The organism is Streptomyces sp. SBT349 (assembly GCF_001083795.1).
In the GTDB taxonomy this organism is placed as follows: domain Bacteria; phylum Actinomycetota; class Actinomycetes; order Streptomycetales; family Streptomycetaceae; genus Streptomyces.
Genome location: NZ_LAVK01000092.1, coordinates 1 through 23,375 on the forward strand (window position 1 = coordinate 1; position 23,375 = coordinate 23,375).

A 23,375-nucleotide genomic window follows, 5' to 3' on the forward strand; every position below is an offset into this window, starting at 1 on the left:
GATGAGCGGGGAGAGGGGGGCAAGCCGTTCGAGCGTTTCACCTGGGTGAGGGAGGCACCGCGCGCGGGCGTCGTCGGGTGCGCCCGGCGCGTGTCTCAGGTGCCGGCCGGGCTGTGTTCCGGGGTGCCGCGCCAGCCGTGGTGGGGGGTGAAGCCCAGCAGGGTGGTGGCGCGTGAGGAGTCCAGTGATGAGCCGAACTCCTCGATTCCCGGGCGGAGTTCGGTCGTCGGGTGGTACTGGGCGAACAGCTGCGCCGTCGGGATGTCCGAGGACGAGTCGGGGGCGGCCACGTTGAGCTCCCGGTGCCCGGTCAGCCCCGAGCGGAGCACGGCCAGGATCGACCCGGCCGCGTCCAGGGTGTGCAGCCACGCCCACAGCTCGCGCCGGTTGCTCCCCGGATCGTGGCGCACCCGCTCCAGGTGGGCGTCGAGCCGGGGCCCCTCCCCGACGAACGGGAAGCGCAGCAGCGTGCACGGCAGGCCCCAGCGGCGGGTGACGAACGCCCCGACCTGCTCGCTCATGACCTTCGACAGCGCGTAGGAGTCGATGGCCACGGTCGCCTGGCCCTCGTCCACCGGCACATACGGCGGCGACAGGTCGCGGCCGGCCCAGGCGTAGCCGTACGCGGACATGCTGGAGGCCGCCACGGCGGTCCGCACGCCCGCGCGCCCGGCCTCGTCGAGCACGAGATAGGCGCCGTGCACGTTCTGGATCAGCGTCTGGTCCTCGGGGACCACGCCGGGGGCCGGGATGGCCGCGAGGTGCACCACCGCGTCCACCGGGCCGTCGGGGCCGCCGAGGGCGGCGGCGACGAACCCCGGGTCGCGGAAGTCGCCGACCAGCGTCCGCTCGGCGCCCGACCCCTCCTCGTCGGGCCGCCGGTCGGCCGCCACCACCCGCAGGCCCGCCTCCCTCAGGACCCGCACGGTGGTGCGGCCGATGGTTCCGGCCGCGCCGGTCACCAGGACCGTGTCCCCGGGACCGATGACGCGGGAGGGGTCGTGTTCGCCGGTGTTCATCGTGCTGTGGTTCACCCCTTGACCGACCCGACCAGGCCGTTGACGAAGTAGCGCTGCGCGCTGAGGAACAGGAGGATGATGGGCACGACCACGATCAGCGCCGCCGCCATCAGGGTGTTGTACTCCACCACCTGCTCCGACTGGAGGGTCTGGAGCGCGATCGGCAGGGTGTACCGGCTCGGGTCGTTGAGCGAGACCCGGGTCAGCAGGTACTCGTTCCACGTGGGGATCGCCGTCAGCAGCGCCACGGTGATCAGCGCGGGGCGCACCAGCGGCAGATAGACGGTGCCGAAGATCCGCATCTCGCCCGCGCCCTCCACCCGCGCGGCGTCCCGCAGCTCCAGGGGAACGGCGTTGAACGCGTTGGTGAGCAGCAGGATCGCCAGCGGGGCGGTGCCGTTGACGAAGGGCAGGACCAGGCCGAAGTGCGTGCCCAGGATGCCCATCTCGTTCTCCAGCAGGACGATCGGCAGCAGCGTCACCACGCCGGGGACGAACAGCAGCGCGATGAACAGCCGGTACAGGGCCGTCTTCCCGGGGAACTTCAGCACCGAGAACCCGTAGGCCGCGCACGAGTAGATGACGATGGTCAGCACCGTCGTGAGGACCGTGACCTGGACGCTGTTGAGGAAGTAGTCGAAGAAGTCCAGCCGGTTCCAGGTGTCCGTCAGCGTGCTGAACGTCGGGTTCTCCGGGATCAGACTGGTGCTGGTGACCACCTCCTCCCTGGTCTTGAACGCGGCCGACACCATCCACAGGAACGGGTACATGCTCACGAGCGCGTACCCGCCCAGCAGCACGAACACCACGACTCGGCCGGCGAGCCCCGCCCGGGGCCTCCGGGCCGGCCGCCTCGGCGGAACGCGGGTCACGCCACCGGGCGCGGCGACGAGTTGGGCCGTCATCACACCCTCCTCAGGGCTCGTTGGGTGAACAGCGCGATCACGAGCGCCGCCAGGAAGAGCAGCCACCCCAGCGCGCTGGCCAGGCCCAGGGTCGGCCGCAGCTCCGAGAGGAACGCCAGCTTGTAGGTCTGGAGCCCGAGCACGTTCGTATGGTTGCCGGGCCCGCCGTTGGTCATGACCAGGAAGACCTGGAAGCCCTGGAGGGCGTCCCGCAGGTTCAGCAGGCCGACGACCGCCGTGGTGGCCCGCACCAGCGGCCACAGGATGCTGGCGTTGGTCCGCCACCACCCCGCGCCGTCGATCTGCGCGGCCTCCAGCAGCGCCGGGTCCACCGACTGGAGGGCCGCCAGGTACAGCAGCACCGCGACCGGGACCGCCGACCACACCATCACCACGATGAGGGTGGGCAGCGCGGTGTCCGGGTTCCCCAGCCAGCCCTGCGGCTGCTCCAGGGAGCCCAGGCCCAGCGCGCCCAGCACGTTGTTGATGGCGCCGTTGGGCTCCAGGATGTACTGCCAGGCGAAGTACACCGCGATGCCGGTGGTGACGTACGGCAGGAAGTAGACCGACCGCAGCACCCCGCTGAAGCGCTTGACCGAGTTGAGCAGGACGGCGAGCGGGAAGCTGATGACGATGGTCAGCAGCGGCGCCGCGACCATCACCCACAGCGTGTTCTCGGCCGCCTCCCGCACCGCGGGCGCGTAGACCGGGTCCCGCCACAGCAGATCGGCGTAGTTGTCCAGGCCGACCCAGGTCCACTCGGGGGCGAACCCGTTCCACTCGGCGAAGGACAGCGAGAAGCCGTAGACGATCGTGTAGACACCCATGACCGCGAACAGCGCGACGGCGGGCGCCACGAAGCCATAGCCCCAGGCCGCCTCCTTCACACGGGCGCGCCGGAAGACGCGCCCGTGTGACGGTGGGGGAGACCCCGGCAGTTCGGAGTCCGTCACTGCTGCTCTGCCCAGTACGAGTCGACCAGGTCCACCATCTCCGCGCCGACGCCCGCCGCGTCGGTCTGCCCCAGGGGCGAGTACTCCATGAGGATGGCTCCGACGTCGGCGCCGTCGTAGCTGTTGGGCCGGTAGGACGTGTAGCCGGGGTTGTAGGCGTTCTCCCCGGTGGAGAGGACCTCCATCATCGAGCCCAGGACCGGCCCGACGACCGCGCCCGGGTCCTCGCCGAGGTCGTTCGGCGGGACGTCCAGGGCTGCCTCGGCGAACTGCCCGGCGACCTCCGCGTCGGCCATGTACTCCAGGAAGCCGAGCGATGCCTCCTTGTTGCCGGTGGAGGCGGAGACCGAGAGGCCGGTCAGGGCGAACGGCGACAGGTTGAGGTCGCTGATCGCGCCCCCCTCGGGCGAGGGCACCGGGAACGTCATGATGTTCTCCGGGTCCATGCCGTTCTGCTCCAGGAACGCCAGGGTGAAGGTGCCGCCCACGACGAACGAGGACTCGCCGTGCGCGAAGGACAGGTCGGCCTGGTCGATGGGCAGGGTCTGGGTGCCGGGCGTCCAGTACGGCTGGAGCTCGCCGTAGTTCTCCAGGACCGCCTGGCCGTTGGGCGAGGTCCAGTTGGCGCCGCTGTCGTCGCTGAACAGCGCCTCGAAGTCCTCGCTGCCGAGCTGCCCGTAGGCCATGGGCTGGAGGATCCACTCCAGGCCGGTGGAGGGGCTCTGGAAGCCGATGGACAGGCCCCCGTTGTCGGGGAACTCCTGTTGCACGGCGTCCAGGGCGGCTATGAACTCCTCCCAGGTGGCGGGCGGTTCGGTGACCCCGGCCTGCGCCATCCGCTCGGCGTTGGCGTAGACGATGCCGAAGGTGCCGATGGTCAGCGGCACGCTGAACCGCTGGCCCTCCTCGATGCCCGCGATGTTGGACTCGGGGGCCAGCGAGTTCTCGTAGTACTCCTGGGTGACGGTGCCGTCGTCGCGGACGGACTCGACGTAGTTCGCGGCCCACGCGTCGGACACGTCGTCCGACAGGTCCTCCAGCAGCCCCGCGCCGCCGAAGGTGAAGTCGTCGCCGTGGGTGTGGGTCTCCAGCAGGTCCGGCAGGTCGCCGGTCTGGGCGGCGGCCTGGACGCGGGTGGTGAACGCGTCGTCGGGCGTGACGGCCTCCACCTCGATGGCGACCCCCGACTCCGCCTCGTACGCGTCGGCGGCCTCCTGGAGCGCCTCGACGTGGGACTGCTTGAACGTCCACATCGTGAGGGTGTCGGCGTCGCCCGAACCCCCGTTACTGTCGTTCCCACCGCAGGCGGCGAGGGTGCCGACCAGGACCAGCGCGGTGGCCAGGGCGGCGGTGTGAGGAGCGGAACGACGCCGTTGTCGATTCACGGCAAGCCTTTCATCCGGTGGCGGCCTCGGCGAGCCACCAATGTCGGTGAAGCTAAATCGAATTGATGTACAGTGTCAAGATTCCGCGACAGGAGAGGCAGAACGATGTCAGCCAACCCCGTGTCCGAGGTCCTGGGGGCCGCCCCGTGGGCCCGGCCGGAACCGGACTCCGTCACCGTCACCGCGGTGCGGACCTTCCTCTGCGCCCCCCAGGGGTGCCCCTATGTGATCGTCCGCGTCGAGACCGACCAGCCGGGCCTGTACGGCCTCGGCTGCGCCAGCGACCCGCAGCGAACCACCGCCATCCGCGCGGTGATCGACGACTACCTCGGCCCCCTGCTGGTCGGGCGCGACCCGGCCGACATCGAGGACCTGCACCGCCTGCTGCTCAACAGCGGCTACTGGCGCGGCGGGTCCATCGGGCACAACGCCCTGGCCGGGGTGGACGTCGCGCTGTGGGACATCAAGGGCAAGGCGGCGGGCCTGCCGGTGCACTCGCTGCTCGGCGGCCGGGCCAGGGAGTACGCCGACGCCTACACGCACGTGGACGGCGACAGCGCCGGGGCGATAGCCGACAAGGTCCTGGCCGCCCGCGAACGCGGCTACCGCCATGTCCGCGTGCAGGTCTCGGTGCCGGGGACCGACACCTACGGCACCGCCCCCCGCTCCACCGCCGAGGCCGAGCGCCGCCGCCTGCGCCGGGGCACCTGGGACTCCACCTCCTACCTGCGGCACGTTCCCCCGGTGCTCGCCGAGATCAGGGAACGCGTCGGCCCCGGCGTCGAGCTGCTGCACGACGCCCACGAGCGCCTCACGCCCTCGCAGGCCAGGCAGTTCGTCGCGGCGGTCGAGGACGCGGGCCTGTACTTCCTGGAGGACTCCCTCGCGCCCGAGGACGCGGCGTACTTCACGCAGCTGCGCGCCGCGGGCAGCGTGCCGCTCGCGGTGGGGGAGCTGTACAGCGAGATCGGCCAGTACCTCCCGCTGCTGGAGCGGCGCGTCATCGACTTCGCGCGGATCCGCGTCCCCACCCTGGGCGGCCTCACCCCCACCCGCAAACTGGTCGCCGCCTGCGAGCTGTTCGGCGTCCGCACCGCGCCGCACGGGCCGGGCGACGTCAGCCCGGTCGGCATGGCCGCCAACATGGCCCTGAACATCAGCTCGCCCGCGTTCGGCGTGCAGGAGGCGGCGGCCTTCCGCGGCGCCACCCTGGAGGTCTTCCCCGGCGCCCATGTGCCCCGGGAGGGCAGGCTCCACCCGTCCGGGGCCCCCGGGCTCGGCGTCGACTTCGACGAGGCCGCCGCCCGCAAGTACCCGGTGCCCGCGCCGCTGGAGCACGACCGCTGGGCGCTCCTGCGCGCCACCGACGGCAGCGCGCACCGGCCCTGAGCGGCTCCGCTCCGCGGCCCGCGCGGACCCGGCGGAGCGGCGGGGCGGCGCGGGGCCCGCGCGGCCCCGCCGGGGCCGAGCCTCCGGCCACCGCGAGGGCGGTCAGCCGCGGTCGTCCTCCGGGCGCTCTCCCTCGCGCGGCTCCGGTTCCACGAGCAGCCGCGCGTAGGCGGCCATCGAGCGCTGGTAGCGCGGCAGATGGCCGGCCAGCGCGGTCAGGACCAGCGAGAGGCCCTCGCGTTCCCGGCCCAGGCTGGCGAGGCAGAGCGCGAGCACCGCGCGCACCGCGTCGTCCAACTCGTCGGACGGCGCGTCCAGTTCGGCCGTGAGCAGCGCGACGCCCTCCTCGGCGCGGCCGACGTTCCGCAGCGAGCTGGCCAGCTGGATCGCGGTGCGCCGCGCGCGGTAGCCGCCGAGGCCGCGCGCCAGCGCCTCCCGGTACAGCGGCACCGCCCGGTCGGAGTGCCCGGTGGAGTCGAAGGCGCAGGCCCGCTCGAAGGAGGCGACCGGGCTGCCCTCGGGCAGCTCGGCCGCCAGGCCGTCGACCAGGGCGCGGAACTCCGCCTCGCGTCCCCCCGTGTAGCCGTCGAACGCCGCCCAGGCGGCGGCCATACGCTCTTCCCAGTCGGGGGTGGTCTCGTGGTTCATGCGGACGACCCTGGGCAGAGCGTGTGGCGATGTCAAACACTTTCGCGGCCCGGCGGCCCGGCGGCCCGGCGGCCCGGCGGCCCTGCGGGCTGCTACGCGCGGTGGTACTGCACGGGAGTCGTGACCTGCCCGCCGAGCTCGGCGGCGGCCCGGCGCGGCCAGTACGGGTCGCGCAACAGCTCGCGGCCCAGGAGAACGGCGTCGGCCTTGCCGGCGGCGAGGATGTCCCGGGCCTGGATCGGGTCGGTGATCAGACCGACGGCCGCCACCGGCATGCCGGTGGCATCGCGCACGGACTCGGCGAAGGGCACCTGGTACCCGGGGCCGGACTCGACCCTGGCGTCGGGGGCGATGCCCCCGGTGGAGATGTCCATCAGGTCCACGCCACGCGCCTGGAACTCCTTGGCCAGCCGGACGGTGTCCTCCGATGTCCAGCCCTCGCGGTCGTCGTTCGGGTTCTCACTGAGCCAGTCGGTCGCGGAGACGCGGAAGAAGACCGGCAGTTCCTCGGGCCACACCGCGCGGACGGCGTCGACGACCTCCAGGGCGAAGCGGATCCGGCCCTCGAAGGAGCCGCCGTAGCCGTCGGTGCGGTGGTTGCCGTGCGGCGAGAGGAACTCGTGGATCAGATAGCCATGGGCACCGTGGATCTCGGCGACCTGGAAACCCGCTGCGAGCGCCCGGCGTGCGGCATCGGCGAACTGCTGGACGATCGCGCGGACCCCCTCCTCGGTGAGCTCGTCCGGCGTGGTCGACTCCGGGGAGAACGGGAGGGCGCTGGGGCCGACCGGCGTCCAGCCGTGGGGCTCGTCCGGGGCGATCGGGCGCCCGCGGTCCACCCAGGTGCGCTCGGTGGACGCCTTGCGGCCGGCGTGGGCCAGCTGGATGCCCGGAACGCTGCCCTGCGTCTTCAGGAAGGAGGTGATGCGCCGGAAGGCCGCGACCTGGGTGTCGTTCCAGATGCCGAGGTCGTAGGGGCTGATGCGGCCCTCGGGGCTGACGGCCGTGGCCTCGGCGAGGATCAGCCCCGCGCCGCCACTGGCGCGTGCCGCGAGGTGGGTGAGGTGCCAGTCCGTCGGAGCGCCCGCCGCGTCGCCGTCCGGGGCGGCGCTGTACTGGCACATCGGCGCCATCCAGATGCGGTTGGGGATGGTCAGCGACCTGAGGCGGTAGGGCGTGAAGAGGGTGGTGTCCACGTCGAACTCCTGGTGAGGCGGCCGGCGCCGTCCGGCGCGTGGCGAGTGGGATCCGGCGGCGCGGGGACGGTGCGCTCCGCCACCGCCGACAATAGTTGCAGACGGGGATTACATGCAAGCGCGGGCTATTGTGCGTGTGCTCTATCCTGGGACCCAACCGCTCAGAGGCACCCGCTCAGAGGCAGCCGCTCACGGGACGGAAGAAGACGTCATGACAGCGCCGGATCGCACGCACTCCTCTCTCGCCCAGGGGTGGTGCGCCCTCTCCCTGCTGCACGGGAGGATCGAGGCCCACCTCGAACGCGCGCTCCAGGCCACGCACGATCTGAGCGTGCGCGAGTTCTCCCTGCTCGACCTGCTCAGCCGCCAGCAGGTCGGCGACGGGCACCACCTGCAGATGAAGCAGGTCGCCGACGCGGTCGTCCTCAGCCAGAGCGCCACCACCCGGCTGGTCACACGCCTGGAGGACCGCGGCCTCCTGGAGCGTTACCTGTGCCCCACCGACCGCCGCGGCATCTACACGGATGTCACCGAGGCGGGCCTGACGCTGCTTGCACAGGCGCGGCCCACCAACGACGCCGCCTTGCGCGGCGCCCTCGACGAGGCCGCGAAGAACCCGGAACTGGCCCCCCTCGTGCGGGCCGTGGCGTCGTTGAACGCCCCCGCGACCGCGGCATAGGCGCGCCCACGCCGGGGGCCGCGTTCAGTTGAGGAGGAGCGACTGCACCTGCGCGGAGAGGGTCTGGTCCAGGACCAGGCAGGCCGCGCCGACCGCGCCCACGTCGTCGCCCACGGCGGTGCTGGTCACCACCGTCTCGTGCATCTTCTCCACATAGGGCGAGCTGCGGACGAACGGGTCGATCACGGCCAGGAAGCGGTCGGAGAGGTGCGGCCAGATCGGGCCGCCGAAGACGATCAGCTCGGAATCGACCAACGTGGCCGCCGCGCACACCCCGTGGGCCACCCTCCGGGCCCAGCCGTCGATGATCTCGGTGGCCGTCGCGTTCCCCGCGTCGGCGAGCCGCACCAGGTCCACCAGGCTCTTCTCGGCGTCCCTCGGTCCCGCGGGGGCGCTCTCGGGGCCCAGCACCCCCCGCTCGATGGCCTCGCTCACCAGCGCGTGCGTCGTGCAGTTGGCGTCCAGGCCGCCGACCTCGCCCGCGTTGTTGGAGACGCCGCGCAGGACCACGTCGTCCACCACCACGCCCATGCCGGAGCCGGTGCCGAGGTAGAAGAAGAGGAAGTTCTCCGAGTGGGCCGCGGCCCCGGCCCAGCGCTCGGCGATGGCCGCGGCGATCACGTCCTTGTCCATCAGCACCGGCAGCCCGGTCGCCTCGGAGAGGTAGTCGCGCAGCGGCACCCGGTGCCAGCCGGACAGCTGCGGGGGCTCCACCACCGAGCCGGAGCCGACGTCCACGGGACCGGGCACCGCGATCCCCACGCCGAGGATCCGGCCCCGGTCCACCTTCGAGCGCTCGATCAGCGTCGCCACGGCGGAGCTCATCTCCGCCAGCGTCTCCTCCTGGTCCACCACCTGCGGGGTGGGCCGGCGCATCCGGTGCACCACGTTGCTCAGCAGGTCGAGCATCACATAGGTGACCACCGCCGGATCCAGGTGCACCCCGATGGCGAACCCCCCGGCCGGATTGACCTGGAGGACCATGCGCCGTTTGCCCGCGTGGCCGCTCTTCTTGCCCGCCTCGCGGATCAGGCCCCGGTCCAGCAGCCTCCGGCAGATGTTGGAGACGGTCTGGGCCGACAGCTTGGTCGCCGAGGTCAGTTCGACGCGGCTGAGCCCCTCGGGGACCCGGCGGATCGCGTCGAAGATCACCGACTCGTTGAAGTCGCCCATCCGCGGCAGGTTGGTGCCGCGCCTGACGGCTGGGTGCTCGATCGTCACGGCTGCCGTCCCCTTCCCTCTCGCCCGCCCGTATAGGTCCTCAACTGATCTCGCGCACCAGCAGCAGCGTCCACGGCTCCAGTGTGGTGGACAGCCGCAGGGTTCCCGACGCGTCGGCGGCCACGGTGGTCACCGCGGTGGCGCGGGCCAGCCGGCCGAGCAGCGCCGTCTGTTCCCTGGTCGGCTCCGACGCCGCGCGTCGGGGCTGTAGCGGCGCACCCCCCGGTCGAGCAGCGCGTCGAACAGGGCGTCCACGTACGGGAAGTTGAGGACGGGGGTCCCGTCCTCGCGCTCGCTGTACACGAACATGTCGTCGTGGAACAATCCGTGGAAGCGGATGTACTCGAAGCCGCACGCCTCGTGGGCCTCGGCGAGTTGGGTCTGCCAGTCGGCCCGGAGCCCCTCGTTGGCACGGCCCGCGCCGACCACCCTGCTCCAAAAGTGGGGGAACGGCTCACCGCGTCCGGACGTCTCGGCGCGCAACGTGATGGCAGGCGTCAACGCGACCTCCGATGTCCCCATGTCGTCATGTCACCATCTCGTGACCCCGCTCCGGGACGGTAGCATAAATCGAACTGATTGATTAACTCCGCGGGTGGACCACCGCGCACCGGGGCCCGGTGACCGTCGCGGCGCCTCTACGCGCGGTGCTCCCGCTCCCAGGCCGCTCTGGTGGAAGGGGCCGGCCGCGGCAGCAGCTCTCCGTCGACATGGAGATCGACGTGCTCGTTGTAGAACGCGACCAGGCCCGCGATCTGGTCGACCTGCCGGGTCGGGAAGTCGTACGCCCAGAGGAGGTCCCTGTGCTCGGCCCTGTCGGAGGTGAAGGACCAGTATCCGCTCGTCCTCCCCTTGTAAGGGCAGCCCGTCACCGTGTCCGTGGGCGTCAGCCGGGTCCAGTGCACGGAGAGCGGGTCGATGTAGTACCGGGTCGGCAGCCCGGTCTCGAAGAGCATCACCGTGGACGGCGCGTCCGCCAGAAGCGTTCCATCGACCTCGACGCGCACCCTCCTGTTCGAGCGGAGCGCGTCGACCCGGGTGTACGGGCTTCTGGGGTGGACGAAGACCCGTTCGTCCTCCTCGAACCAGCTGTCGATGGCCTCCCACCGGAACCGTGCCGTGCCGACCAGCGCCTCGGGCGCGCCGTCCTCCCACACCCACGCCGCCCCGCGCCGCGACGCGGAGCCCACCCGGAGGGAGTGCCGCCGCGCGGGCCCCGGGCTCAGCCGCCCGGAACTGCCCTCGTCGACGAGGGCCCCCTCGACCAGGTCCCCGAGGGGGATGGCGTACTGCGGATAGCCGGGCCACTCCCACACGTAGAGCGCCCGCCGGGTGTCGAACACGAGGTGCCCTTCGACGAAGCCGCGGATGCGCCGGGGCACCGGCTCGACATGGCCCACGGGCACGATCAGGCCGGGGTGGTCCACTGGGGTCTCGCTCACGGGTACGTGCCCTCACTTCCCGCCGGTGCTGGCGCCGGTGCCGGTGCCGCTCCGCGTTCCGGCATCGCGCGCCACGATAGAGGGGAGACCGTGCCCCCCACCCCCGTGACACGGGCGGCCTCGCGCCCCGCGCCCGGACGCCGCGAGGCGAACGCCCCCGGGGTGTGGGGGCCCGGGGGCGTGTGTGCTCGGGGCTGCGTGGGGTCACGGTGCCGGCGGGAGTGCCGTTGACCGACAGGGTGTGCTGGGCCTCGCCGTATCCGGCCGCGTAGCCGATGTGCAGCGTGCGCGCGCCGGGGGCCGCCGCGAACGCCCGCAGTTCCACCCAGCTGTCGGCGTGGTCGATGCCCGCGGCCACCGCGCCTTGCGAGGCGGTGCCGGTCCGGCGCACCGAGGCCCGGTTGCCGCCGGGAAGGCCCACATGAACGCCGAACTACGTCCCCCGCACGCGCGGAATCTCCCTCTCGGGTCGATGGGTTGGTGAATCCTCCCGTGCTCGGGACCGGTAGGCGCGCACCAGCAGCGTGTCCGCGAGGCGGGGGCCGCTGCCGGGCCCGGGCAGCACATCGATGCTGACTCGGGTCAGCCCGGCCTCGTCGCAGACCTTCGTCCAGACGTGTTCCTGGAGGACCCACCGGCGCATCGTGGCCGGTTCGCCGTCCGGGCCCTTGGCCGGGATGTCAGCGTGCACGACATCCGCCTCGGCCGCCTCGCCCGACGGATAGTGGGCCAGGGTGGCGATGACCAGGAGTCCGCCGAGCCGCAACGCGGCGGCAGCCGCGGGCAGTAGCGCGCGCGGGTCGGTGAAGTCCGCGGCGCCGAACAGGCTGTACAGCACGTCGTACCGGGACTCCTTCGCGCGCAGGTGCGCGGTCACGTCCGCGTGGACGAGCCGGAGGCGGGAGGTGAGGTGGCCGTACAGGTCGACGGCCATCGCGTACTGCGCGGCGGACGCGTCGACCGCATCGACGCGTGCGGGGTCGTGGTGGACGGCGAGGTGCGCGGCGTGGCGGCCGGCACCGGCGCCCAGGTCGCCGACGCACCGCCCGGTGATGTCTCCCAGGACCTCCGCGCCCGGCCCGCTGTCCTGGCCCCAGGTCCAGTGGATGCGTTCGGGAACGGTGCGGTCGGCCGTGGCACGGGTGCGGCCATAGTGGTGCCAGAGGTCCGGTGAGGTCGTCGTCACCCGCCTCATCCTGGCGGCTCCGGCCGGGCGGCACCCCGGTTCCGCGGATTCTCACCCCTCGCGTACGCACGCCGGGACCGGCAGGGCGCTCTGCTCAGTGCGAGGGGAAGGGAACGGGCCCGGGTCCGCGTGGACGGCTGAGGGCTGTTGATCAGGCGCCTTCTTCCGCCTCCGCCAGTCCCTCGCGTGCCTCTCGGGTCCAGCGCGCATAGCGAAGCTCCAGCGGAAGGCTGTCGAGTCCCTCCTTGAGCAATCGAGCTGCCCGGGCGTGCCTTCCCAGGAGGAGATGCGCATGCCCGATCGGCAGGGACAGCCACTCGGGGGTGAGCCAGTATGCGGTTCCCGGTGGGTCCTCGCCCGCTGCTTCATCGCGGAGGTCTTCCACTTCGCCGAGGAGGCGTTCGGCCTCGCTGCGACGTCCGAGCACGGCGAGAGCCGATGCGGTCTGGGCACCGTTCACGACCCTCTGCCGCATCGCGGACTCGCTGACATAGGCCGCCATGAAGTTCCGGTGCACGGCGTTCCATTGCCCCCTCTTCCGCGCGGCGTTGCCTTTCAGGTTGTGGGCCTGGGCGGCCAGCGCGCCGTGGTCGATGTCGTCCGCGACGGCGATGGCCTTGTTCAGGTGGGCGTCAGCGCGCGGGAAGTCACCCAGCTGGGTGTACAGCCAGCCGGAGAACTGCGCCCACTCCGAGGCCACTTCGGCGAGGCGGTCCCGGTGCGGTCCCCGTGCGCCCCGCAGCATGTGTGTCACCTCGCGCTGCTGGACGACAGCGGCCGGCGCGACCGATCTCGGCCGTGTCGTGTCATCCAGGCGCCGGTAAGCCGCCAGGACACCGGCAAGCGCGTCAACGGTTGCAGCGTCCAGGCGAGATGGATTCGCCGCGTTGTGCCGTACACGCTCGTTCTCGTCGTCCCCGAGGACCACACCAGCGAGTGCACCACCAGCGCCGACGAGGGCATCAAGTGCCGAGGCCAGGCGCGCGGAAGGGTCCTGTTTCCCGCCGAGTACGCGTGAGAGATACGCGGGGTCGTAGTGGGTGGCGCGAGCAGCCGCGCGCATGGAGTATCCGGCGTCGCGCAGTGCCCGCCGGGCCAGGTCAGCGAAGTCACGCATGGTGAGCCCCCGGGTGTTGACTTGGAGCTCCAGTCTAGTCACCGCGGGTCAACTCCCCCGTGACATCCGCGGGCCCCGAGTATGGGCCCTTCCCCGCACCCCACAAGCGAAGGAGGCACCCCCATGCCACTCGACGCCATTCCCGCATCCGCTCCCCGCGCGGCTGCCGAGACGGCCTTGCGCGAACTGGACGACGCACTCACAGCACACGGCATCACGCTGCCTTCCTTGTCCGTCGATGGGCACGCGCTCCGGGTGGGTCTCCGCCCGCTCCTGGAGCTGGGGCGCGTGAACCTCGGCACCGCGAAGCAACTGACCGACATCCTCAACGCCGCTGCCAGCAGCTCCCGATGAGACACCGCATGGCCGTCGGGCTGCTCCATCTCGTGTTCGTCGTAGTGTTCCGGGTCGCCTACAGCGCGAGCGCCGGACCCGATCTCCGATCTCCCCGGATCGACCTGTCGCATCGACTCGGCTCCCCAGGCGGGTCTTTCGGTCGGGCCGAGGTTCCAACTCCCGGCCGGACACCCGTCCAACCGTCCTACGTCCCGGTCGGGTTCAGCGCCCACCCCTCGTAAGTCGCAACTCCCCGTGGAACCTGGCGAGAGGCGGGTCTCAGCCGAAATGGACGTGCACACCGTCCGACGCGGTGAGGGGAAGCCGTCTTGATCGTGGTTGATTTTCCGGGGAACTGAGGGAAACAGGGCACGAATACGGCAGCAGCAATCGACGTACCGCAGTCCCGGGCCGGTCAGCGCCTCGTCCTTGCCGGGCGGGAATACCTCAGGGTGTCCCGGGCCTTCGCCCGTGCGCCCCGGTCGGCACAGGCGCACGCGCCTCCGCGCTGACCGGCGCCCCGCCCCCCCCGTAGGCCCAACAGGCGAGGCATGCGGGTCCGTAATTCCTTTACTGGCTCACGAGCGCGCGCCTACCGGCGCGCAGGCGGCCCCGGCCGTTCCACCCAAAACACCGCCCCACGCCGACCAACGCCGCAGCCGCCTCGGGGGGCTCCGTCACGCTCGTGGGTGGGCCGCCAACGACTCGGGCGCGTAAAGCAAATCCCCGCCCTATGCTGGCAAGTGACTAGCAAGCACAGCGTAGGACGGGGTGTGTCATGGACGACGATAACGTAACAGGCCGCAGGGTGCGACGGGCCCGCGAGGATCTCGGCCTCACCCAGGAGCGCCTCGCCGAGCGCGCCGGACTGAGCCTCGGCGTGATCAAGAAAATCGAGCGCGGTGGCGTCTGCCGCATCGACACCTACCACGCGATCGCGCGCGCTCTCGGACTCCGCACGAGCCAGCTGTTCGAACCGCTGGAACTGGGCGCGGACATGCACGCAGGCGACCGGTCGATCGCGCTCATGCCGCTACGACAGGCGATCTCCCCGCCCGTCACCATCACCGGTCACCCGAGCCTCGGTGACACCGGCGAAGCGCCGCGCCTCGACCACCTCAAGGAGACCGTCGGCGCCCTCGCAGGGCTCTACCACGCGGACGACTACCGCGCGCTCGGTGCGGCGCTGCCCCGCGCCGTCGCGGCGGCCCACCAGGCCGTGCACCACTTCGACAGCGGGCCCGAGCGTCGTGAGGCCCTGCTGATCCGTGCCACGGCGCTGCTGGAGGCCGGACGGTACCTGACGCAGGTCCGCGCCTACGACTTGGGGCACGTCGCGCTGGCCGACGCCGTGCGCGACGCGGTTGCCGCCGAGGACCGGATGAGGGCAGCGGCAGGCGTCTATCTCCAGGGCTGGACGCTGCTGCGGCAGTCGCGCTTCGACGAGGCGGAGCGCCTGTCGATCGCGACGGCGGACGAGGTGGAGCCGCGCCTGTCGCGGGCGACCCGAGCCGAGCTCGGCCTGTGGGGGCGTCTGCTGCTTCGGGCATCCACCTCCGCTGCCCGGAACGCCAAGGACCAGGAGGCCCGGCAGTTGCTGCGTATCGCGCGGGCGGCGGCTGTTGCGCTGGGGGACGCGTCCGCGACGGACCCGCACAGCTACGGCCGGTTCGACTGGTCGTCGGTCGCGCTGATGGGCATCGAGAACAACATGATCGCCAAGCGGTACGACCGCGTGTTGATGCTGTCTGAGCGGCTGCCGGGAAGTCTGACGCTGACGTCGGACAACAGACACCGGCACATGCTGGATGTGGCGCTCGCCGAGGCCAAGGTCCGACGCCCGGAGGAGGCGTTCCGCGCGCTGTCGGAGCTGCGCAGCACGACGCCGGAGTGGCTGCGGCACCAGCAGCTCGGGCGGGATGTGTTTCGGGCGGCGCGGAAACGCAAGCGGGCTGTGCTGTCGCAGGATCAGCGGGAGATCGGGGAGTTCCTCGGGGTGCAGTAACGTACACGTTCCGTGCATGCTCGCTCGCCCGAGAGTGACCCGCGAGGCATGTCACGTGTCTGTTTACGGCTGATCGCTCTCCGTAGCGTCACTGGTCTCAGCCTCCCCCAGGAGCCGACCATGACGAGAGCCCTCAGCACGCCTGATCCCGAACCCGCCCCGTTGCCCCTCTCCGACGAGCCGCCGACCCTGATCGACGGCCGTACCTGCCCGCCGGTGATGGCTCGCGCGTGGTGCCCCGGTTGCCGGGGCACCGTCGAATTGCTGGTGCCGCACAACTGTCCGGGGAGCGCCCGGTGATGCTTGCGAATCCGCGCCTGGTGCCGGTGTGCATCGACTGCCGCGAGCGGATCCGGGATGCGCGTCCGGTCCCGGTCGCGGTGCACCCCAAGGGCTTGATCCTCACAGTCGGCCCCGACTGCCTCATCACCGGCCGGTGGATCCCCCTCGCGCAGCGCCCGCCGCTCGGCTCGGGCGAGCCGTTGAACTACCCGCCCGAACCGCACATGCCCGAGCACCTGATCCGCCGCCTCGCCCACCTCGGCCCCCGCCCCGACCTCCGACCGCAAATAGAACGCGTCGTCTCCGCCTGGGCCCTGACCGCCCTGAACTGGCTCCTGACGGCGGACGAGATGGCCCACGCGCACAGGGAACTCCAAGAGGCCGTCGCCGAGCTGCGCGCCCGGACCCGCGGGCGGCTCCAGGCCGTACCGGACGGGGGTGACCCGGCGTGCAGGGACTCCGCCTGACCACGCCCGACCCCGAGCGCTGGCAGGACGAACGCACCCTGGACCGCTGCTGGATCGGCTGCGACCCCGAGATCAAACAGACGGTCATGTGGGTAGGCCGCGCCACCCTCTCCGGCGCCGCCGGTGACGCCTCGGCGGACATCTACGCCTGTGACGCCTGCCTCGCCCACCTCTACGCCATGGCCCGTGCCGACCAGTACGAGCGCGACCGGCCCGAGCACCTGAGGAGCGCCTCGTGACCGCGCACGCGCCCGGGACGGTCGCCGTACCCCTGGAGGTGGACGTGTACAGCGTCCGGCGGGGTGACGAGGTGATGATCGGCGGACAACCGTTCACCGTCCGAGACATGTTCGCCCTGGCCCACGGCCGGCGCCGCCTGGAGTTCACAGGCGGCGAAGCGTTCACCATGAACAGGACCACCACCCTGTGGATCACACGCCGCGTCTCCCCGACGCGCCGCCGACGGACCCACGGCCCGCCACTCTGAACCGCCCTGCCGCCGCTGTGTGGCCGACCCCTGCGTCCTCTCACCGGCCGGGACCCCGGGGGATCGCACGTCCCGGCCACGGCAGGGCGCCCGCCCGCCTCCCACTGATTCACAACCCCGGAGGTGGGCGGGACCGCCACACCCCCGCCCGCGCTTCCGGTGTCCGCCTCTGCACCGGCCGCGCGGGCGGCGCTCCGTAGCGACGGCGACCCGCCCGGAGCACCCCAGCCGCCACAAAACCGCAGATCAGAAGCCACCCTTAGCGCCGAAGCCGCGATCAGCTCATGACGGGCGAGCAACCGTTTGTCGTCGCCGACATACGTGACGTTGCCCGGGGCGGGAAGCGGTTGATCCTCTCCACAGGTTCCCTCCCTGTGATGGGAGGGGCGGCTGTGCGCCCGGTCGGCAGTGGGGACCGGGCGCACTGCGTGACGTGTGGTCGGCCGAGGCTTCTTCGCGTCAGGCCACTTCGATGTAGTCGATCTCCGCCCAGCGGCCGAGGAACTGGAGTCTGACGGTGTTGGCGCCCGCGGTCAGCTGGACCGGGGCCGACACCTCTGTCCAGTTCTCCCAGCCTCGGTCCGGATAGGTCACGGTGCCGGCGGGAGTGCCGTTGACCGACAGGGTGTGCTGGGCCTCGCCGTATCCGGCCGCGTAGCCGATGTGCAGCGTGTGCGCGCCGGGGGCCGCCGCGAACACCCGCAGTTCCACCCAGCTGTCGGCGTGGTCGATGCCCGCGGCCACCGCGCCCTGCGAGGCGGTGCCGGTCTGGCGCACCGAGGCCCGGTTGAGCGTGCCGCGCTCCGCCTCGTGGCGGACCCTGCTGCCCCGCACCACCGGGTGGTCCCCGTCCCACCCCAGCGCCGCCACGTACATGCCGCGCCCGCCCGCCGGAAGGGCGCCGTGGAAGAAGATCCGGCCGTCCCCGATGTCGGCGCCACCGGGACCGCTGACCGCGTTGTCGAGGCTGGCCGTCGTCATCAGCGGCCGGAACGCCCGCGTGTACGGGCCGGTGAGGGACGGTGAAACGGCGTAGCTCGTCTGGTAGTTGGGCGTCGTGTACACCCCGGCCGAGTAGAACAGCACGTACTGGGACGCCCGTTTGACCAGGACGGGCGCCTCGATCACGCCGTCCTCGGAGGGCAGGTTGTTCCGCAGCAGCTCGGTGCGCCCGCCGACGAACGTGGTGCCGTCGGCCTCCGTCCGCTGGAGCCAGAGGATCGCGGGCTGGCCGACCGCGTTGCCGTCGTTCTTGTAGAGCAGGTAGCGGGTGCCGTCGGTGTCCACGAAGCTCGACGGGTCGATGTCGCCGCCCTCGCCCGGGTTGCAGACCAGCGGCCGGTCGGAGGTGGCGGTGAACGGCCCGGCCGGGCCGTCGGCCAGCGCCGCGCCCAGGCACATGCGGCCCGAGGCCGCGTCGGGGCCCGTGAAGTACATGAGGTAGCGGCCGTCGGCCCGCCGGGAGACGTCCGGTGCCCAGAAGCCGCCCGAGCCCGTCCAGGCCGGGGCGGTCGGCATGACGTCGCCGCGCACGGTCCACGGCCCGTCGGGCCCCGGCGCGGTCGCGTAGGGCACCCGGCCGTGGCGCGAACTCGTGGAGTAGGCGTGGTAGGCGCCGCCCTCGGCGAACACCTCGGGGTCGGGGAAGTCGTCGTTGATCACGAGGCCGGGAGCGACCGCCTGGGCCGCGGCGTCGCCCGCGCGGTCCGCCCGCGCGTCGTCCGCGGCGGCGGGTGAGAGCGGAAGCAGGGTGGCGAGCGCCGCCACCGCGCCCAGGAGCACGCCTGTCGGTCTACGCATGAACTGGCCTTTCGACGGGGGGAGTCGAATGCTGTGACGCGGGCCGGGCGGGGGCGCGTGGCCCCCGCCCGGCCCGTGGCCTACCGGCCCGCCTGGAGCGCCGTCCAGGTCTCGGGGCCGACGAGCCCGTCCACGCCGAGCGTGCGGCTGGTCTGGTAGTCGGTGACCGCCTGCTGGGTGAGCGGGCCGAACTCGCCGTCGATGGAGACGCTTCTGCCCAGCGCGGCGGTCAGTGCCCGCTGGAGCCGGGAGACGGCCTCACCCGAACTGCCCGGGCCGAGTGAGGTCTTGGCGCCCGCGGAGAGCAGCGCCGTCCATGTCTGCCGCCCGACGACGCCGTCCGAGCCCAGGCCCCGCGCGGTCTGGAACGAGCGGACCGCGGTCTCGGTGGCGGGGCCGAAGTCGCCGTCGGTGGCCCCGGCGTTGTGACCGTTCAGGTTGAGCAGGTGCTGAACCGCCGCCACCTGCGCGCCCGTCGAGCCCGACCGGAGGGTCTGGTAGGAGGGGAAGTCGAGCCCCGGGGTGCCCGGGTCGCCCGGGTCGCCGCCGACCAGTTCCATGTAGTAGTTCCAGTCCCAGTGGGGGCCCGGGTCGGTGTGGTCGTTGCCCGGTACCTCGGAGTGGGCGACGATGTGCTGCCGGTCCTTGGGGATGGCGTACCGGTCGGCGAGGTGGCTGGTCAGCGCCGCCGAGGAGCGGTACATCGAGTCGGTGAACCACGACGGGTCGTTCACCCAGCCCTCGTGCTCGATGCCGACGCTGTACGCGTTGCCCGAACGCGCGTGCCAGGCGGTGTCGCGGTCGCGCACCATCTGGGTCACCTCGCCGTCCGAGGAGCGCACCACGTAGTGCGCGCTGACCTGCGAGGACGGGTTCTGGAACCAGCTGATCGTCCCGGCGTAGGAGCCCTGGGTGACATGGATGACGACGGCGTCGATGTCCGCCGACCTGCCGCTCGCGTAGTTGGCGGAGTTCGCCGCGACCCACCGGGCCGGCGGGTAGTCCTCGCTGAGCACGCCGGGGTCGGCCGCGGCGTAGGGGCCGCGTTCCGGATCGACCGAGCGCGGCGCGACCTCCACGGTCTCGCCGCCGTCGACCGGGGCCCGGATGCCGTCGCCCAGCAGCTCGTAGACGGCGTCGGCGTACAACCGCGCGGTGGCGTCCTCGCCCGCGCCGCCGTAGCGGGCCACGACCTCGTACCAGGCGTCGAGGTCGCCGCGGTCGGCGGCCGAGAGGCCCGCCTCGTCGGCGTACACGCGTAGAACCGCGGCTCCGCCGAGGATGTTCGCGGTGGTGTCACTCCGCAGATCGGCCTCGGGCAGGCCGGTCTCCTCGGCGGCCGTCTCCAGCGACGTGTGGGTCGGATTGCTCACCAGGTGCATCACTCCGTAGCCGCGCGCCTGGCTCGGCAGTCCGTCGTGGTCGTCGAGGCGGGTCTCGCCGTAGCCGACCGCGACCAGCAGGTCCCTGGGGACCTCGTACTCCGCGGCGGCCTCGCTGAACGCGGCGTTGACCGGTTCGGAGGCGGCGGCGGTGCCGTCGGTGGCGGACGCGGGCGCTCCCGTGGCGAGCAGCGCGGCGAGGGCCATGCCCGCCAGGGCCGTGACGCCCAGCCGTCCGGGTGGGGAAGATCGTCTGAACACGCTTCTCCATTCGCAGTTGCCGTGCGCGCGCCCCGTGGGGTCGAGCGCGCGCCGGGATCCACCCTCGGGCCAGCATCATGGCCATGTCAACGATGCGGCGCCGGGCGAACGGGCGGTGTCCGCCGGCCCGCCGCCGATCGGTCGTCAGCTGGCCCCCATCCGGCCGCTGTCCGGACCCTCTCCGGCTCCCATCCGGACCCTCTCCGGTCCCGGGCCACCGCCCGCGGTCCGGCCGTTTGGTATAGACCCCTTGACGGGGACTTGGTCTAGTCCTATCGTCCCCTCACTTCCACTCACGACCCCACGACCCGACCTCCGGACGCCGGCGCGCCGGGGCGAGGGCACCCCCACCGAACAGGGAAGTGAAGCATGCGCAGAAGCCTGCGAACGCTTGCCGTGCTCGCGGCGGCGGCGGCCACCTCCGTCGTCACCGCGGGCCCGGCCTCCGCCGAGGTCGAGCCCGGCGGATGGATCTCCACCTCGCCCGGCTACGCGGTCCAGGAGCGCGGCTGCGGCCAGGTCGACGGCCTGACGTTCCGCCTCACCTGCTCCACCGCGAGCGGCGACCAGCGCGCTGAACGCCGGTACGACACCTACACGGGAGGCTCCCGGCAGTTCGAGGGGTACTTCCGCATCGACAGCATGAGCGGCACGCGCATCAGCCTCAAGCAGACGTTCCACGAGTCGGGTTCCGGGGCGTACTTCATGCTCGCGGCCGAGCGCGGCGGCCGGCTGTACGCCGTTCACGGGGGCGACACCCTCTCCAACGCGGGAACGATCGGCGCGACCGTGCGCGTCAACACCGTTCACGACGTGGGCAGTCAGCACCGGACCTACATCAACGGGTCGCGCGTGCACACCTATGACAGTCCCGGCGGAAGCTTCTACGACAAGTTCGGCGCCTACCGGACCGACAGCGGTCAGGGGCCCGCCACCGTCGTGTGGAGCGGCGTGCAGTTCTGGCGCAGGTAGGCGAGAGGTCGGCGTGAACCATGTACCGCGCGCGGCCCTGCCGTTCGCCCTTGTCCTGGCGGTGGCCTCCTGCTCGGGCTCGCCACCGGACGACGACCCCGGCCGGGGAGGCGCCTCCTCCCCGGCCGGGGCCACCACCCTGCGCGCCACCCTCACCACCCCCACCGACATCGACCTCGCCTGGAGCGCGGCCCCGGCCGAAGTCGACGGCTGGGTCCTGGAGTTCGCGACGGAGGAGGGCGGCCCGTGGACGCCGCTCCAGTACCTCCCACCCGAGGTGACGACGTTCCGCCACCCGGACCTGATGCCGCGCACGCCGTTCCACTACCGGCTCCGGGCGTTCACGGGACCGGCCTCCGAGCCGGTGGAGGTGGCGCTGCCCGAGGGCGAGTTGACGCCCGAGGACGAGGACACCGGCCACGCGTGGCTGGCGCCCGTGACCCGGGAGGACGCAACCGTCCCCGGCCACCCGGTCGCCGCGCCGGACGAGGCCAGGCCCACCGACCTGGAGGCGGCGGTCAAGCACGCCAACGGCATCCACTTCACCTGGACCGATCGCTCGGAGAACGAGGAGGGCTTCCTCCTCGAATCCCGCGTCGAGGGCGACGGCACCTTCTACGGCCCGATCGCGCTGCTCGACCCCGACGTCAACTCCTACGGCCTGATCACCCTCCCCGAGGAGAAGCACGCCTCCTACCGGATCCGGGCCTTCACCCACGGGAACGCATCCAACACGGTCACCCTGACCACGGGCGACGAGGACGCCGCCTGACACCGGACCACCCGCACGGCGGCGCGACCGCCGGACACCGGCTCCCCGAACGGATGCCACAGGATCCGCCCCGGAGCCGGGTGCGGGCGGCGATGACCCGGCAGGTTCCCAACGGCTCCCGCTGGCGGAGTCGCACGGGGAGACCGTGGCGTCAGGTCACGCTGTTCTCATCGATACCAGTCCGTCCCGGCCGTGGCCGGGTCGAAGCACCGGGTCAGGTACTGCTCAAGAGAATGAGCGACCAGGATGCGCTCGTCCGTCTCGTGATCCCAGACGAAGATGTCGTCCCCGCGGCTCTTCGTGCGGATGAAGGCGAACTGGTCCCCGTTGCCGTTGTCCCCGAAGAACATCAGCGCGTCAAAGGACATGTAGAGCTCGGCAAAGGGCTGATGTGCGCGGAAGGTCTCGTTCTCCGAGGCGATCCGATCGGCGGACCAGACGACATCGAGGCCGTAGGTGCCCTTGACGCCGTCTGATTCGAGGAGGAGGGCACGGAGCGAGACGGGGACTTCCTGCCCGAGCCGACGCTCGATGTCGTCGACGGCCCCCTCACCAGCCGGTTCGCCGAATGCGCACTCGCCGCTGAGCCCCTGGATCAGGTCGCGCCACACGTCTCCTCCTTCGACGCCGGCCGGGCGCGGTGGCCCGCCCCGTCCCCAGCCCTCATTCGGTGCCGCGCAGGGGGCCGAAGCGGGAGGGTGTCCTGTGGTCGCCCTGGTCCTCGTGCCAGGAGCACGTGGAGGCGCAGACGTAGTGGCTGCCGTCGTTGAGGAGGAAGAGGGAACCATAGGACGGTAGTTGGGCGCCAAGAAACTGAGCCGCTTCCTCCTCGTCGGCCCGGTGGATGGCCAGCGGCTCAAAGCTCGGCTGCAGCTTCATCTGGGAGACGGCGTGAAAAGCGACATCGATACGGGTTCCGTATTTCTGAGGGTGATAACTCCTGAGCAGCAAAACCGCGTGACTCACGGTGTACTGCCACACCTGGAACCTCCTGTCCCAGGCCACGATTTCTTTCACGATCACCTTTCGAGTCGGGGCCACGAAGAGGGCTCGGGAACAGTCACCGGCTTCCCGTTCTCATAGAATGTGATGCTGTCCCAGCCGCGGTACTCGCGTCGGATGGCCTCTCCGACGTGGAACATCTCCCTTTCCGTGGCCCACCAGTTAGTGCCGGAACCCTCACGATAAGCGTTGATGAATCGTTCAGCGGGCGTTGACCCGGCGAAGCCGTCCATGGAAATGTGCAGATGCACAGCTGGATTGCGTGTCGCGGCCCATACCTCATTTTCCCACGTGTGCTGGTTGTCGAGATAGTGGGTGTATCCCCTGTTGTCTGCAAACCCTCGGAGACCCTCGTCGCGAATTCCCAGTGCCAGATTGGCCGGACAGGGCGCGAGGCCCAGGGGGTCCGACCACGTGTGGGGGTTGGTGACGTACGTGGACGGGTTGGGGGATGGGGTCAGGCCGAGGG

At 71.7% G+C, this 23,375-nt stretch carries 25 protein-coding genes; 9 read left to right on the forward strand and 16 right to left on the reverse strand.

The window, feature by feature from the left end:
• Positions 1-95 precede the first annotated feature (95 nt).
• The 4 genes from ADY01_RS13970 to ADY01_RS13985 all read right to left on the reverse strand — a co-directional run bounded on the left by ADY01_RS13970 (position 96) and on the right by ADY01_RS13985 (position 4,262).
• Complete coding sequence (locus tag ADY01_RS13970; RefSeq protein WP_049571709.1) at positions 96-1,019, reverse strand: NAD-dependent epimerase/dehydratase family protein; 924 nt, start codon at positions 1,017-1,019, stop codon at positions 96-98.
• A gap of 11 nt (positions 1,020-1,030) precedes the next feature.
• Positions 1,031-1,924: a carbohydrate ABC transporter permease gene (locus ADY01_RS13975; RefSeq protein ID WP_078900289.1), complete on the reverse strand. Its 894-nt coding sequence runs from the start codon at positions 1,922-1,924 to the stop codon at positions 1,031-1,033.
• Positions 1,924-2,811, reverse strand: coding sequence for a carbohydrate ABC transporter permease (locus ADY01_RS13980; RefSeq protein ID WP_234320220.1), 888 nt, complete (start codon positions 2,809-2,811; stop codon positions 1,924-1,926). The genes ADY01_RS13975 and ADY01_RS13980 overlap by 1 nt, the downstream gene beginning before the upstream one ends.
• 62 nt (positions 2,812-2,873) lie before the next feature.
• Positions 2,874-4,262 carry an ABC transporter substrate-binding protein gene (locus ADY01_RS13985; protein ID WP_234320221.1) on the reverse strand — a complete coding sequence of 463 codons (1,389 nt, stop codon included), beginning with the start codon at positions 4,260-4,262 and terminating at the stop codon, positions 2,874-2,876.
• Positions 4,263-4,367: 105 nt separating this feature from the next.
• Between ADY01_RS13985 and ADY01_RS13990 the strand changes: the two genes are divergently transcribed.
• Positions 4,368-5,651: an enolase C-terminal domain-like protein gene (locus ADY01_RS13990; RefSeq protein ID WP_049571713.1), complete on the forward strand. Its 1,284-nt coding sequence runs from the start codon at positions 4,368-4,370 to the stop codon at positions 5,649-5,651.
• 102 nt (positions 5,652-5,753) lie between these two features.
• Here the strand turns inward: ADY01_RS13990 and ADY01_RS13995 are convergent, their stop codons facing one another.
• Positions 5,754-6,299: a tetratricopeptide repeat protein gene (locus tag ADY01_RS13995; RefSeq protein WP_049571715.1), complete on the reverse strand. Its 546-nt coding sequence runs from the start codon at positions 6,297-6,299 to the stop codon at positions 5,754-5,756.
• 92 nt (positions 6,300-6,391) lie between these two features.
• The gene (locus tag ADY01_RS14000; RefSeq protein WP_078900290.1) at positions 6,392-7,495 is read right to left on the reverse strand and encodes an NADH:flavin oxidoreductase/NADH oxidase; all 1,104 of its coding nucleotides are present in this window, start codon (positions 7,493-7,495) and stop codon (positions 6,392-6,394) included.
• Positions 7,496-7,706: 211 nt separating this feature from the next.
• On the opposite strand from ADY01_RS14000, the gene ADY01_RS14005 reads away from it, so the two are divergent.
• Positions 7,707-8,174: a MarR family winged helix-turn-helix transcriptional regulator gene (locus ADY01_RS14005; RefSeq protein WP_049571717.1), complete on the forward strand. Its 468-nt coding sequence runs from the start codon at positions 7,707-7,709 to the stop codon at positions 8,172-8,174.
• Positions 8,175-8,198: 24 nt separating this feature from the next.
• Here ADY01_RS14005 and ADY01_RS14010 read toward each other — a convergent pair whose 3' ends face one another.
• From ADY01_RS14010 to ADY01_RS14030, 5 genes are all read right to left on the reverse strand, one after another.
• The gene (locus tag ADY01_RS14010) at positions 8,199-9,395 is read right to left on the reverse strand and encodes an ROK family transcriptional regulator (protein WP_234320222.1); all 1,197 of its coding nucleotides are present in this window, start codon (positions 9,393-9,395) and stop codon (positions 8,199-8,201) included.
• 129 nt (positions 9,396-9,524) lie between these two features.
• Entirely contained in the window at positions 9,525-9,917 is a 393-nt protein-coding gene (locus ADY01_RS14015; RefSeq protein ID WP_049571722.1) for a GH39 family glycosyl hydrolase, read from the reverse strand.
• A 116-nt stretch (positions 9,918-10,033) separates the two neighbouring features.
• A complete protein-coding gene (locus ADY01_RS14020; RefSeq protein WP_049571725.1) occupies positions 10,034-10,837 on the reverse strand; it encodes a DUF427 domain-containing protein in 804 nt (267 codons plus the stop codon).
• A 433-nt stretch (positions 10,838-11,270) separates the two neighbouring features.
• Complete coding sequence (locus ADY01_RS14025; RefSeq protein ID WP_063784221.1) at positions 11,271-12,023, reverse strand: class I SAM-dependent methyltransferase; 753 nt, start codon at positions 12,021-12,023, stop codon at positions 11,271-11,273.
• A 151-nt stretch (positions 12,024-12,174) separates the two neighbouring features.
• Entirely contained in the window at positions 12,175-13,182 is a 1,008-nt protein-coding gene (locus ADY01_RS14030; RefSeq protein ID WP_234320223.1) for a helix-turn-helix domain-containing protein, read from the reverse strand.
• Positions 13,183-13,263: 81 nt separating this feature from the next.
• Between ADY01_RS14030 and ADY01_RS14035 the strand changes: the two genes are divergently transcribed.
• From ADY01_RS14035 to ADY01_RS14055, 5 genes are all read left to right on the forward strand, one after another.
• Positions 13,264-13,494 (forward strand): hypothetical protein, encoded by a 231-nt coding sequence (locus tag ADY01_RS14035; protein ID WP_049571728.1) that lies wholly within the window; start codon positions 13,264-13,266, stop codon positions 13,492-13,494.
• A 760-nt stretch (positions 13,495-14,254) separates the two neighbouring features.
• Positions 14,255-15,481 (forward strand): helix-turn-helix domain-containing protein, encoded by a 1,227-nt coding sequence (locus ADY01_RS14040; RefSeq protein ID WP_049571731.1) that lies wholly within the window; start codon positions 14,255-14,257, stop codon positions 15,479-15,481.
• A gap of 299 nt (positions 15,482-15,780) precedes the next feature.
• A complete protein-coding gene (locus tag ADY01_RS14045) occupies positions 15,781-16,230 on the forward strand; it encodes a hypothetical protein (protein WP_159001194.1) in 450 nt (149 codons plus the stop codon).
• Positions 16,212-16,469: a hypothetical protein gene (locus tag ADY01_RS14050; protein ID WP_049571738.1), complete on the forward strand. Its 258-nt coding sequence runs from the start codon at positions 16,212-16,214 to the stop codon at positions 16,467-16,469. The genes ADY01_RS14045 and ADY01_RS14050 overlap by 19 nt, the downstream gene beginning before the upstream one ends.
• Positions 16,466-16,717 carry a hypothetical protein gene (locus ADY01_RS14055; RefSeq protein ID WP_049571741.1) on the forward strand — a complete coding sequence of 84 codons (252 nt, stop codon included), beginning with the start codon at positions 16,466-16,468 and terminating at the stop codon, positions 16,715-16,717. Before ADY01_RS14050 ends, ADY01_RS14055 begins: the two co-directional genes overlap by 4 nt.
• Before the next feature lie 459 nt (positions 16,718-17,176).
• Here ADY01_RS14055 and ADY01_RS14060 read toward each other — a convergent pair whose 3' ends face one another.
• Positions 17,177-18,517: a family 43 glycosylhydrolase gene (locus tag ADY01_RS14060; RefSeq protein ID WP_049571744.1), complete on the reverse strand. Its 1,341-nt coding sequence runs from the start codon at positions 18,515-18,517 to the stop codon at positions 17,177-17,179.
• Positions 18,518-18,597: 80 nt separating this feature from the next.
• Entirely contained in the window at positions 18,598-20,106 is a 1,509-nt protein-coding gene (locus ADY01_RS14065; protein WP_049571747.1) for an N-acetylmuramoyl-L-alanine amidase, read from the reverse strand.
• 423 nt (positions 20,107-20,529) lie between these two features.
• On the opposite strand from ADY01_RS14065, the gene ADY01_RS14070 reads away from it, so the two are divergent.
• Together ADY01_RS14070 and ADY01_RS14075 are read left to right on the forward strand one after the other, a co-directional pair.
• Positions 20,530-21,132, forward strand: coding sequence for a hypothetical protein (locus ADY01_RS14070; RefSeq protein WP_049571750.1), 603 nt, complete (start codon positions 20,530-20,532; stop codon positions 21,130-21,132).
• 13 nt (positions 21,133-21,145) lie between these two features.
• Positions 21,146-21,904, forward strand: coding sequence for a fibronectin type III domain-containing protein (locus ADY01_RS14075; protein WP_078900292.1), 759 nt, complete (start codon positions 21,146-21,148; stop codon positions 21,902-21,904).
• A gap of 167 nt (positions 21,905-22,071) precedes the next feature.
• On the opposite strand, the gene ADY01_RS14080 is transcribed toward ADY01_RS14075, so the two are convergent.
• The 3 genes from ADY01_RS14080 to ADY01_RS36995 all read right to left on the reverse strand — a co-directional run.
• Complete coding sequence (locus tag ADY01_RS14080; RefSeq protein ID WP_053170814.1) at positions 22,072-22,515, reverse strand: SMI1/KNR4 family protein; 444 nt, start codon at positions 22,513-22,515, stop codon at positions 22,072-22,074.
• A gap of 52 nt (positions 22,516-22,567) precedes the next feature.
• Positions 22,568-22,783 (reverse strand): hypothetical protein, encoded by a 216-nt coding sequence (locus ADY01_RS40545; protein ID WP_234320224.1) that lies wholly within the window; start codon positions 22,781-22,783, stop codon positions 22,568-22,570.
• Between the two features lie 140 nt (positions 22,784-22,923).
• Positions 22,924-23,375, reverse strand: a 452-nt coding sequence (locus tag ADY01_RS36995) for a hypothetical protein (RefSeq protein ID WP_159001196.1), incomplete at its 5' end; no start/stop codon positions are given.